Genomic DNA, 12,350 nt, shown 5'->3' on the forward strand with positions numbered 1-12,350 from the left:
AATGAATATTAATAGAAACAAACTGACTATTACCATATTTTGTAGCATTATATATATAGGTTTAATTTTTAATTTAGTTTTACCAAGTCGTAGCTTTTCTCCCTTTGAGAATAGGATGCTTCAGCAAATGCCCAGTATAACATGGAAGGCTCTTGTGTCCGGACAACTACGTAACGAAACGGAAAATTATGTGGCAGATCAGTTTGTAGCTAGGGATTTTTGGATAGGTTTAAAATCAAATATTGAAATATGGATTGGTAAAAAAGAGAATAACCAAATATACTTTGGCAAGGATGGCTTTTTATTAGAAAAATTTGAAAAACCATCTGAGGAAATTATAAATAATAATATTAATAGTATTATTCAATTAGCTAAAAGTAGTCCTAAAAATGTATTTTTGATGCTTGTTCCAAACTCTGTAGCAATATATAATGATAGGTTACCAGACTATGCAACTACCTATCCACAGCAAAATGTATTAGATTATATTGAAGATAAAACTAAGGATAATTTGAACTTTGTTAATGTTTACAACAGCTTATTGGAAAATAAATCGGACTATATATTTTTCCAAACAGATCATCATTGGACCGCTAGGGGCGCTTATTATGGATATAAGAGATTTTTAGAGATGGAGGGAACAAAGCCTATTTCTATAGATGATTTTAATATAGAAACTGTAAGTGATAGTTTTTATGGAACATATTATTCAAAGGCAAGACAAAATAGAAAAATAGGGGATAGAATAGAAATCTTCAGGCCAAAGAATCACTTTAATATTGTAGTAGATTACAAAGATGAAGGAAGAAAGACAGATTCTCTATATGAACTAAATCGTTTGAAAGAAAAGGACAAATATACTGTGTTTTTAGATGGAAATCATGCACTGTTAACAATTACTACTGATGTAGATAATGATAATGAACTACTTGTTATTAAAGATTCATTCGCCCATGCTATGCTTCCTTTTTTAACTAATCATTATAAAACTATTCATGTAATCGATCCAAGATATTATAATTTAAGTATTAATGAATATATAACTGAAAATAATATAGATACAATACTTGTTTTATATAATCTATCCAATTTTACAACTGACACAACTATATCTAAGGTTAAACGATAGGAGAAAATTAAAAGACTACAAAAACTCTGGAAATTATTTCGGAGTTTTTGGTATAATGATATGATTATACTAAAGGTTTAAAAAATAAGGAGTGACATACATGTTATTAGCTAATGAATGGAAAGATTATGAGCTTATAGATACAGCAGATGGTGAAAAACTAGAGAGATGGGGACAGTATACTTTAAGAAGACCAGACCCACAGGTTATTTGGTCAGCTCAGAAATCTAGTAAAGAGTGGAAAAATGTAGATGCTCATTACCATAGAAGTAGTAAAGGTGGTGGAGAGTGGGAATATAAAAAGAAGCTACCAGAGAGATGGACAGTATCCTTTGGCCCACTTTCATTTTACATAGAACCTACAGGATTTAAACATACAGGACTTTTTCCAGAGCAGGCAGTAAATTGGAAATGGATGATGGAAAAAATACAAGCTGCTGGAAGACCGATTAAAGTATTAAATTTGTTCGCCTATACTGGAGGAGCTACAGTTGCCTCTGCCTATGCGGGTGCTGAAGTATGCCATGTAGATGCATCTAAAGGAATGGTTACTTGGGCAAAGGAAAACGTTGCATTATCAGGCATTGGAGATAAACCTGTTAGATTTATTGTAGACGATGTAATGAAGTTTGTGCAAAGAGAAAAGAGAAGAGGTAAAACTTACGATGCAATAATTATGGACCCACCTTCCTATGGGAGAGGACCTAATAAAGAAGTTTGGAAAATAGAGGATTCTCTATATGGTTTTGTAGAAGAGTGTCTTGATATACTTTCTCCAAATCCGTTATTTTTCTTAATCAATTCATATACTGCTGGATTTTCACCATATGTACTAAGTAATATATTACAGTCTACAGTAGGAAGAAAATACGATGGTAAAATTTCCTGTGGTGAAGTAGGTATTCCTGTATCTGGAAAGGAAATTGTACTTCCATGTGGAATATATGGACGCTGGGAAGAATAGGAGAGTGTATTTAATTGAATAAAAAAATACCTATTCTTTTTGAAGATAATCATTTATTGGTTGTAGAAAAGCCACCGAATATTTTATCTCAAGGGGATCAAACGAGAGATGCAGACATGTTAACCCTATTAAAGGAAGATATTAAAGAAAGATATAATAAACCTGGCAATGTTTATCTAGGGCTGGTTCATCGTTTAGATAGACCTGTAGGTGGCGTAATGGTTTTTGCTAAAACCTCAAAGTCTGCCTCTAGGCTTTCGGATCAAATAAGAAAAAGAGAATTTGAAAAAAGCTATATGGCTGTTATTCATGGAAAGCCTTCTAAGAAGAAGGATACATTAATTCATTATCTATTAAAGGATAGTAAAACAAATACAGTATCTGCAGTGGAAAATGGTATTGAAGGTGCAAAGGAAGCGATACTTGATTATGAGGTAGTAGACACTATAAAAGGCTTTAGTTTAGTGAAAATTAATTTACATACAGGAAGACCTCATCAAATCCGTGTTCAGTTTTCTACAATTGGACATCCTTTATATGGAGATCAGCGATATGGACCTAAAGTAAACAATGTAGGGCAGCAAATTGCGCTTTGGTCACATCAAATTACTTGTGAGCATCCTACTTCAAAGGAAAAGATGACATTTACTAGTTTGCCTGAGAAAAAAGAGCCTTGGATTAGGTTTATGTTAGATACAAATATTATGTATAAATAAAATAAGGATAGTTTTCCTGTGGAAAACTATCCTTTAATAATATCTGGAAAAAGGTAATATCAGCACCATTAGTGTATCAAAAAAACATGAACTTGGCAAGAAAAAAGTTAAAAATAGAAGAAAAAATATGTAAGGTAAATTAAATAACAATAGCAGACATTACAATAACATATTTATGGTTTGTATAAAAACCTGGTTTACATTACAATTGGAATACACTAATAGAGAAAAGACTATGAATATAATTAAAATATTGGAGCGGAGGGATTCTATGGAGGCAAAGGCCCATCTAAGTTATGTCGAGGAAAAGGGAAGTCTTAAAAAAACATTAAAGTGGGTAGAAGAGGAAAAGGAGTATTTAGAGAACTACGAAGCTATGTTAAACAAGGAGATAACTGACATTAGAAAAACAGTTACCCATATGGCGGATGAGCGATTAATTGCAAAACAACAGTTACAGCAATTTGCTACAAAGGATATAAAAAAGCTAACTGTAGCACAGAGTACACCATACTTTGGACGGATTGATTTTCAAGAAGAGCGAAGAAATGAAATAGAAAAAATATATATAGGAAAGCATGGGCTGCATGATAGACAAAAAGAAGTACCTGTAGTTGTTGATTGGCGTGCCCCTATATCAGATATATATTATAGCGGACATAGTGAAGATGTGTCCTATAGAGCTCCTTATGGTGAAATAAATGGAAAAATGTATTTAAAGAGAAGATATGAAATTAGAGACGGACAATTAAGGGAAATTTTTGATGAAAAGAGATCAGAGGATAGAATAGAAGATAGTTTGAAGGGGAAAGGAGAGTTCCTAATAGAAGCCCTTAATAAATCTAATCAAGGGCGTCTAAAGGAAATTGTTGCTACAATACAAGATCAACAAAATAAAGTAATTAGAAGTGATATGATTAGACCACTTGTTGTTCAGGGGGTTGCAGGAAGTGGCAAAACAACTATAGCTCTACATAGAATGGCATATCTAATGTATAACAATAGAAGAAATATAGCGGATGCTAACTATATGGTTATTGCACCTAATAGATTATTTTTAAATTATATATCAGAAATATTACCAGACCTAGGAGTAGATGAAGTTGTTCAAACAACCTTTGAAGATTGGGCATTAAAACTTATAAAAAAGAAAATTAAAATAACCCAAAGTATTGATCAATTAAATATTTTAATGGATTCGCAAAATGAAGAGAGAAGAGTAGTTGCTAATTTAGCTAAAATGAAGGGCTCTATTTTATTAAAAAAGGTAATTGATAATAATTTGAAAATGTTAGGAAAAAACTTGCTTCCTAAAGAGGATTTAAGTATGGAGGAAGTTTCTGTACTTGAATATGAAAAGCTGCAAGAAATATTTATGACTAGTAATTTACACCTATCTTTTAACGAAAGAATAGCTAAGCTAAAGGAGTATTTAAAGATAAGATTAAAGAATGAAATTCACAGTATAGAGGAGAAAATTGATTCGATCTATAAGAAGAAAATAGATGATCTAAAAAATGGAGTAGGAGATATAGATTTAATTAGACCACAAATTATACAGTTGTATGAAGAAAGGGACGAGAAAGTAAAACAAATTAAAAAAAATATTTCTTCATCAGTCAATGGATATATTAATAAAATAGAGAAGCTGGATATTTTCAACTTTTATATTTCTGTTTTTGAGGATGAAGAGCTTAGCCTAGCCTTTAAAACAAGAATGACACCAGAGCTTTTTAATGAAATAGTTAACAAATGCAAAAGTGAGCTAAATAATAAAATATATAGCAATGAAGATTTAGCACCTCTTGCATACATTCATATTAAATTATTTGGATTAGAGAATAAGAATAAATATACACATATAGTTGTTGATGAGGCTCAAGATTTTGATGAGTTTAAAATCAGTATATTGAGGGAAATATCTTTAAATGATTCATTCACCTTCGTAGGGGATTTATCCCAAGGTATTTATTCCTATAAAGGCATTAACAGCTGGTCTAATGTAATGAAAAAAGTATTTCAAGAAAGAAGTTATGATTATCATATTTTAACAACTAGCTATAGATCTACCGTAGAAATTGTAAATCTAGCTAATGAAATTATTAAAAAGTGCGATAATCTAGAAAAGATTTTAGCTGAACCTATATTTAGACACGGAGATAAGCCGGGTTTATCGAGATGTATAAATGAGGAAGAGATGGTTGATAAAGTCGTTAAAAAAGTTGAAATGTTAAAAAATGAAAGCCATTCTTCTATAGCGATTATTTGTAAGGATTTAAAATCTACTGAAGGGGTATATGAAAAGATAAAAGGTAAGCTGCCTGAAGTATACTTGCTTACAGATAAAACAACAGACTTTAAAGAAGGTGTATTACTAATACCTAGCTATTTATCTAAGGGGCTAGAGTTTGACGGGGTTATATTGTGGAATGTAAATGAAGAAAAGTATAATCTTAATCCGATAGATATTAAGCTTCTTTACATAGCTATCACTAGGGGACTTCATAAAGTAGATATATTTTATGAAAATAAACCTTCTAGAATATTGGAAGGCTTAGAGGAATTTGTTTCTTTATTATAGAATTACTTTGTAGTCTTTAGAATATATAAATATAATTTAGAGTTGCTGGCATATTATTTAAATGTAAATTATTAATATGAGGAGGTATTCTAATGAAAAACTTTGTTTATCAAAACCCAACAAAAATTATATTTGGGGAAGGTACTATTAATCAAATAGGAAAAGAAATAAAAAACCATGGTGTAAATAAGGTGCTTATTATTTATGGTGGTGGATCAATACTTAAGAATGGTGTTTATGAAGAGGTTACTAAATCTCTTAAAGAACATGATGTGGATTATGTAGAAGTATCTGGAGTACAGCCTAATCCAGTTTTAAGCAAGGTCCAAGAAGCTATAAATAAGGCGAAGGAAGAAAAAGTAGAAGGTTTACTAGCGATAGGTGGAGGAAGTGTATATGACACTACGAAAGCCGTATCTATTGGATGCCACTATGAAGGAAACGTATGGGATTTCTATGAGAGAAAGTTAAAGCCTAAGTCTGCAATGCCTATTTTTGGCGTATTAACTATATCAGCTACTGCATCAGAAATGAATATGGGTTCTGTAATTACAAATGAGGATGAAGATAAAAAATGGAGCTGTGGATCACCTGTTATGTATCCTAAGGTAAGTATTATAGATCCTAAAGTTCAGGCTACACTACCTCCTAATCAAACTGCCAATACAGCAATTGATACTATGGCTCATGTTTTTGAACTATATTTTGATGGTACAGAAGATGTAGATGTTTTAATGGAATACTCTGAAGGCATTATTCGCACAACTATGAAGCATGTAAAGGTACTATTAGAAGATCCGACAAATTATCAATCTAGAGCCCAATTGGCTTGGTGTGCTACACTTGGGTTAAATGGAAGTAATGGTGTTGGAAGAAGTGGTGGAGATTGGGCTTCTCACAATATAGAGCATAGCTTAAGTGTTCTATATGGAGTTTCACATGGAGCTGGACTTGCAATTGTTTTCCCTGCTTGGATGAAATACGTATATAAAGAAAACATAGATATGTTTGAACGATTCGCTGAGCAAATATTTAATATAACAGAGGGTACGAAGGAAGAAAAAGCCCTAAAGGCTATAGAGGAGTTAAAAATATTTTTTAAAAGTCTAAATGCCCCTGTTACATTAAAAGAAATAGGTGTAAAGCCTGAAGAATTAGATGAAATTGCTGATAATGCAGCTATGCAAGCTCCACTTGGTACTCTTAAAAAGTTAGAGAGAGAAGATATATTAGAAATTTTGAAAATTGCTTATAAATAATGTTTGTTTTGTACAGAATGTGGTATATATAGATTGCATTACTAAACTAAAGAAAAATACAGGGGGATTATTTATATGAATATTACGGAAGTAGTAATAAAAACACTTAAGGAAGCAGCAGAACCTTTAAAGGCTGGAGAAATTGCAGAAAAAGCAGGTATTGATAAAAAAGAAGTTGATAAAGCTATTAAAGAGTTAAAGAAGGAAGAAAAGATTACTTCTCCTAAGCGTTGCTATTATTCAATTAATGAATAATTAAATGATTATTACAAAAATATTTATTTTTAATATGCCCTCTATCGGGGAAGCCTTTTAGTTAAGTGAAGGCGGCATGATGTACATTTGTACGTTATGGTCTTGCATCTCTTGCAGGTGCGGCTTATCTTGTTAGAAATTGTAATTTCCCGGGCAAGAACATCCATATTTTAGAGGAAATGAATATACTTGGTGGAAGTAACGATGGCGCAGGTACACCAATCGATGGCTTTGTTTGCCGTGGTGGACGTACGCTCAATGAGGAAACCTACGAAAACTTCTGGGAGTTGTTCAACTCGATTCCCTCCCTAAGAGCAATCAGAAATGATTGCTCTTTTGCTGTTTACGATCTTTCTATATGAAAATTTACGCATAAAGTTATGATAGATATTGCAACAAGAAAGGAGGTGTTTTTTGTTCTACCTTGAAGGTATTTAATAAATATATATTTCTATGGAACTTTTTCTATATTTGCTGACTCTAATTGGATGAAAGGGGTGGAAAATATTGAGTGAAGATAAACTGGCCAGAATATCTTCTGTTATTTCTTTTAATAGTAAAAATATAAATGATTCATGTAAACAACTAAAAAAAGAAATAGCAAGAAATAATTTAGAGCCTTTATATAATTGGTTTAATATTAGGAAGGACAAATACTATAAAATAGGATGGGCTTACTTATACAATCATTATGATGTAGAAGATGTGTTCCAAAATACTATTATGAAGGTTTACCAAAACATTAGTCAATTAAGGGAAGAGAGATTTTTTGAAACATGGGTAACTTCAATATTCATAAATGAATGTAAAAGAATATTAAGAAATAGAGAAAAAGTTAGCATAATAGAAAACTTAGATAAAAGTGAAATACAACAGGGGCAAAATAGTTATCTAGAGTTAAAAGAGGGATTAGATAGATTGGAGGATATCCATAGAGAGGTATTGGTTTTAAAATATATTAGTGGTTATTCTCAGGAAGAAATATCCCAGATTTTAGATATTCCAATTGGAACAGTAAAATCTCGAGTATATAGAGGTTTAAAGCAGTTAAGGAGCAATATAGAGGAGGTGGAATAATATGCTGTGTAAAGAAATAAAGGAAAAATTAATAGATTATATAGATGGTATATTAGATGAAAAAGATCATTTAGCTATAGAGAATCATATTAAGCATTGTACTAGCTGTGAAGAAGAGTTAAAGGAGTTAAGGGAAACTATAAGTTACATTAAAGAAACAAAGAAAGATATAAAAGCACCCCATAATTTAATGGAAAATGTTAAAAAAGAAGTGACAAACGCGAAGAAATTATATAAGAAGCCAAGGATAAAAATAGGATATATAGCTCTAGTATCAATTCTTGTAACATTATTAATAACAACCGCCTTTGCCAACGAAAATATAAGAACAATTTTAGAAACGTGGCAAGGAAAGAGTTTAAAAGAGAGTCAGTCCATAGAGGAACTTATTTCAAAAGGTTATGGAGAGCAGGTTAATCTAATTTCTGAAGATAAAAATATAAAAGTAAAAGTTGAAAGTGTTGTGGCAGATGATATTAATATGGTACTTCTATTGGAGGTAGAAAATCTAAATGGCGATGGTAAATATGTACCTATTCTGTCAAAGGAAACAATAGATTATGAAGGGAATTTTAAATTTAGTTCTCTAATAGGAGGTGATAGCATACGTGGATCATATTTACTTTATACTCCAGATGAAAATAAAACACGTACTGTAGTATCTTTAAGTCCCTTAGCTTCAAATGAAGGGGAAATAGAGTTAACCATAAAAGCGCTAGAGCCTATCCATCCAGAATACAAAGGTATACTACCAGGATATCATTATTATTCTAAAGAAATACCTGAAAACGCAATTGAAGGATATTGGAATTTTAAGATACCAGTTAAAGTGACTGAGGCGCATGTTTTTAATTTGAATGAACAAATGGATTTAGACGGAAATAAAATTATATTTGAACAACTTGAAATTTCCCCTACTATAACTACGCTAACCTATCGTTTTAATAGGAGACAAAATTCAGAGTATGCTTTAGAAAGATTGTTTAATATTAAAATCGAGGCTAATGGGAAAAATTATGAAAGCAAATCATATGGAGGAGATAGTTCCTATTGGAGTAATATGGGGGCAGTAGAAGGTATAGTTTCATTTGATTCTATGTATTTTGAAATGCCAGATAAAATTAAAATAACAGTAGATGGATATGATGCTATCATTAGTAAAACTAGTACAATGGATGTGGATGTAGAAAAGTCTTTTCCTCAAAGCTTTGAATATTTAGATAGTAATATCAGAGTTAATAATGTTCAAGGAGATAAAAATCTTATTAGAATTTCAATGGATAATTTAGGAGAAAGATATTTTGAAATATTAAATTTTAGAATATTTATAAATGGACAAGAATACAAGAAAAGCAGTGTTGCTACAAAATTTTTATTTCCAGAGAATGAAAATAGCGTTTATGAATCAAGCTACGATATTCTTTTAAGCAACTTATCTAAGAAATTTGAAGAATCTTACCCTAAAGAAGGATATAGTGTAAGTCGTAGTTATGAAAAAAGTTCTACATATTATGAAAATTATAATATTAACGATAATGCAACAGAAAAGTTAGAGTTGAAAGATAAGCTAGATGATGAAATAAAATCTATAAAAATTATATTTAATAGTTATGAAGAAACAAGATATGTGGAAGGCAGTTTATCATTAAAACTAAAAAAATATAAACAAAAATAAAAGAATCCCAGTAGATAGGCAATTTACCTACCTACTGGGGTTTCTAAATCAAATTATTGTATAAAATTATTTATATAATGATAGTCTGCTTGTGCTTTAGCTCTTCTTTCAATAGCTTCTTGAACTAATAGCTCATGCTTAAGTGCATTAGCAGCTTTCTCTTTTCTTTTAGCTTCATCTCTATTAATGCTAATATTTATATTAAAATAGCTAAGCTTTAAGGATAAACTCAGTAACGACATAAAAACTCTACCTCCTAAATTATATTGTTGTTTTTCCAAACGATAAATATCTGAATAAATTTTTTCATTTAAATGAATCATATTACATCTCTCCATTTCTTAATAAATTTAAATTGATTAGTGCTACTATAAAGTTAAAATCACCTTCATTAAAATTTCCTCCCTTCCCAATTTCTATCTATATGTATATATAGAATGCAATGTGATTTTTAATAAAACAAAATAATAAGCCATAGGTAATTCTACCTATGGCTTATTAGAAGAAATTGCTTTTGGACATAAATAATTAAGGGCACGAAGTAATAAAGAAACTATCCTTTAATTTTTATGTAGATTATAAAAGCCATAGGTATGTTATACACACAACCTATGGCATGAAGATTTGCTTTATAGTTTTAACTAACATTATAAAAAGATCTTTAATATATAGGCATAAAGATATGTTAGTCTTTTACGTTAAAGACAGGTCGTGTGTACATTTTATTAAATTGTAAATAGTTAATGCCTAAACCTATTATTTGTCGCTTTTTCATGACACGACCTCCTTTCATAATTTTGAATGATTAATGCTACATATGTAGTATATACATTTATGGTAAAAAATACTACTATTTTTTAAAAATGTAATCAAATTGTAATATATGTAAAAATAAATGATTATAAAATTAAAATAAAGGAATCCTTTTGTAAACGTAGAAATTAAAATTATGATACAATTATAATTAAATAATTTGTATACTTTATAAGTATAGGAAAAATTATAATAATATGTTAAATGACTGGAGGAGAAAATTGGGCTTATGGAACAAGTACAATTTGCTCAACTTGCTATAAATACAATTAGTGGAAAAACTGATAATGTATACGAGGATATTTTTATACTTCCAAAGGAAAGAAGGGGTTTTGCTTTTAACCAACGACTTATGGTCACTCCTATTTTTTTCTATAGAATAATTGGAATTGAAGATAAAAATACCTATGAACAAAAGCTACTTGAGCTTCATAGTAAATTAAAAGAATTAGGGGATATTTACTTAAAAATAGATAGAGGTCTTGATAAGTTTATTGATAGTGGATTTATTCAAAAGACTAATCATTATTGGAGTAATGCAGAAAAAACTGGATTATCTAGCGCTAAAATTATTGTAGAATCTACTTTAAAAAGAGATGTTATTTCATCAATTAATTTAGTTAAAGATCAATTAATTAAAGATAAACTTACTATACTATTAGATATATTTATGAGAAATCAATCGAATATGAATATAGTTAAAAACTTCTATATTAAGTTTTTATATTGGACTCAAAAATATGCTATTAAGCTTTTAAAGGCTTATGAATATGGAAATACTAATCCGAAGGTTCTATTTTATGGAGATATCCAAAGAGATGAAGTATATTTTTTAATATTTCTTTCATTACTTGGATTCGATGTATTGTATTTTCACACCAATGATGGAAGTAGATTTAATGAGATTGAAGGCATAGATGTATATTCAAATTTGGTGGAATACCCACATAGAGAATCTTTAAGGCCTTTTCCTAATGCACCTAGGGCACTACGTAGAGAGACAGTGGCATATAGAGCTTCTAGGGAAATAGATCAAGTTCTTCATACAGAAGACAGTGGAGTTTATAGGCCTTGGCAGTTTGAAGATTATGAAGTTGTATCCCGCCCTCTTAGAACAACTCATGAAGAGCTATTTATACTATGGAAAGAAGAAGCAAGATTTAGAGAAGGTTTTAAAGTAGAGGATGGTAGGGTATATATACCGAATATATTTGCAAAGATTAGCGGAACAACTATAGATTTAAATGAGTATTGGGATAACTTTGAAAAATTAATGGCTAAAGAAGATACAACAATTTTAATTGAAAAAATACCTTTTAATAGACCAAGGGGATTTGCGGTAACTCAGGGTGTATTTAATCTAGATGGTAGTCTTAATAAAGAAAAGGTAAAGAGTATCCGTGAATATCGCTTTGGCTATCTTAGAACTTCAGTGCAAAATTTAATTTTAGATAAAATAGATGAATTAGTGGTTACAACAGATTTATTTACATTTCAAATTACTAATGATTTTAAAACTAAAGCTTTATATACTATTTTAGGGTTAGACAAAATATATTTAGATTTACTACAAAAATTTGATTACCCACTCCAGATACCTAAATTAGTTATTTTTGATGGTAATGAAAGTATATTTAGTGATGAGGATATAATAATAATTGCTTTTCTTCATCTTGTTGGATTCGATATAGTAATATTAACCCCAACTGGTTACAATAATATTGAGAATGGTATAGATAAGTATTATTATGATATTCATAAACTAGAGGACTTTAAATTTGATTTAAGACCTCAAAGAAACAAACAGGAAGAAAAGAAAAGTACATTGAAAAAAGGCTTCTTTTGGTTTTTTCAATAGTTAAGTTTAAATATTTAAAGCAT

Annotated in this window: 10 protein-coding genes and 1 pseudogene; 10 read left to right on the forward strand and 1 reads right to left on the reverse strand. The window is 30.2% G+C overall.

The features are described 5' to 3' along the window. Window position 1 precedes the first annotated feature (1 nt). From KQI88_RS02105 to KQI88_RS02145, 9 genes and pseudogenes are all read left to right on the forward strand, one after another. Complete coding sequence (locus tag KQI88_RS02105; RefSeq protein ID WP_216414705.1) at window positions 2-1,129, forward strand: DHHW family protein; 1,128 nt, start codon at window positions 2-4, stop codon at window positions 1,127-1,129. A gap of 100 nt (window positions 1,130-1,229) precedes the next feature. Beyond that, window positions 1,230-2,093 carry a class I SAM-dependent methyltransferase gene (locus KQI88_RS02110; protein WP_216414706.1) on the forward strand — a complete coding sequence of 288 codons (864 nt, stop codon included), beginning with the start codon at window positions 1,230-1,232 and terminating at the stop codon, window positions 2,091-2,093. A 14-nt stretch (window positions 2,094-2,107) separates the two neighbouring features. Beyond that, window positions 2,108-2,809 carry an RluA family pseudouridine synthase gene (locus KQI88_RS02115; RefSeq protein ID WP_216414707.1) on the forward strand — a complete coding sequence of 234 codons (702 nt, stop codon included), beginning with the start codon at window positions 2,108-2,110 and terminating at the stop codon, window positions 2,807-2,809. A 271-nt stretch (window positions 2,810-3,080) separates the two neighbouring features. After that, on the forward strand, window positions 3,081-5,390 hold the full coding sequence (gene helD, locus KQI88_RS02120) for an RNA polymerase recycling motor HelD (protein ID WP_216414708.1): 2,310 nt from the start codon (window positions 3,081-3,083) through the stop codon (window positions 5,388-5,390). Window positions 5,391-5,482: 92 nt separating this feature from the next. Continuing rightward, window positions 5,483-6,649 (forward strand): iron-containing alcohol dehydrogenase, encoded by a 1,167-nt coding sequence (locus tag KQI88_RS02125; protein WP_216414709.1) that lies wholly within the window; start codon window positions 5,483-5,485, stop codon window positions 6,647-6,649. Window positions 6,650-6,724: 75 nt separating this feature from the next. Then, on the forward strand, window positions 6,725-6,904 hold the full coding sequence (locus KQI88_RS02130; RefSeq protein ID WP_216414710.1) for an HTH domain-containing protein: 180 nt from the start codon (window positions 6,725-6,727) through the stop codon (window positions 6,902-6,904). A gap of 110 nt (window positions 6,905-7,014) precedes the next feature. Beyond that, window positions 7,015-7,266 (forward strand): annotated as a pseudogene (locus KQI88_RS18540) (oleate hydratase); the annotation flags it as partial. Between the two features lie 145 nt (window positions 7,267-7,411). Then, window positions 7,412-7,981 (forward strand): RNA polymerase sigma factor, encoded by a 570-nt coding sequence (locus KQI88_RS02140; RefSeq protein ID WP_246579081.1) that lies wholly within the window; start codon window positions 7,412-7,414, stop codon window positions 7,979-7,981. Window position 7,982: 1 nt separating this feature from the next. After that, window positions 7,983-9,656 (forward strand): DUF5643 domain-containing protein, encoded by a 1,674-nt coding sequence (locus KQI88_RS02145; protein WP_216414711.1) that lies wholly within the window; start codon window positions 7,983-7,985, stop codon window positions 9,654-9,656. Window positions 9,657-9,709: 53 nt separating this feature from the next. On the opposite strand, the gene KQI88_RS02150 is transcribed toward KQI88_RS02145, so the two are convergent. Next, window positions 9,710-9,898, reverse strand: a complete 189-nt coding sequence (locus tag KQI88_RS02150) for a hypothetical protein (RefSeq protein ID WP_216414712.1) — start codon at window positions 9,896-9,898, stop codon at window positions 9,710-9,712. Window positions 9,899-10,698: 800 nt separating this feature from the next. Between KQI88_RS02150 and KQI88_RS02155 the strand changes: the two genes are divergently transcribed. Beyond that, window positions 10,699-12,327 (forward strand): YceG family protein, encoded by a 1,629-nt coding sequence (locus KQI88_RS02155; RefSeq protein ID WP_216414713.1) that lies wholly within the window; start codon window positions 10,699-10,701, stop codon window positions 12,325-12,327. Window positions 12,328-12,350: the final 23 nt, after the last annotated feature.

The organism is Alkaliphilus flagellatus (assembly GCF_018919215.1).
Taxonomy (GTDB): Bacteria; Bacillota; Clostridia; order Peptostreptococcales; family Natronincolaceae; genus Alkaliphilus_B; species Alkaliphilus_B flagellatus.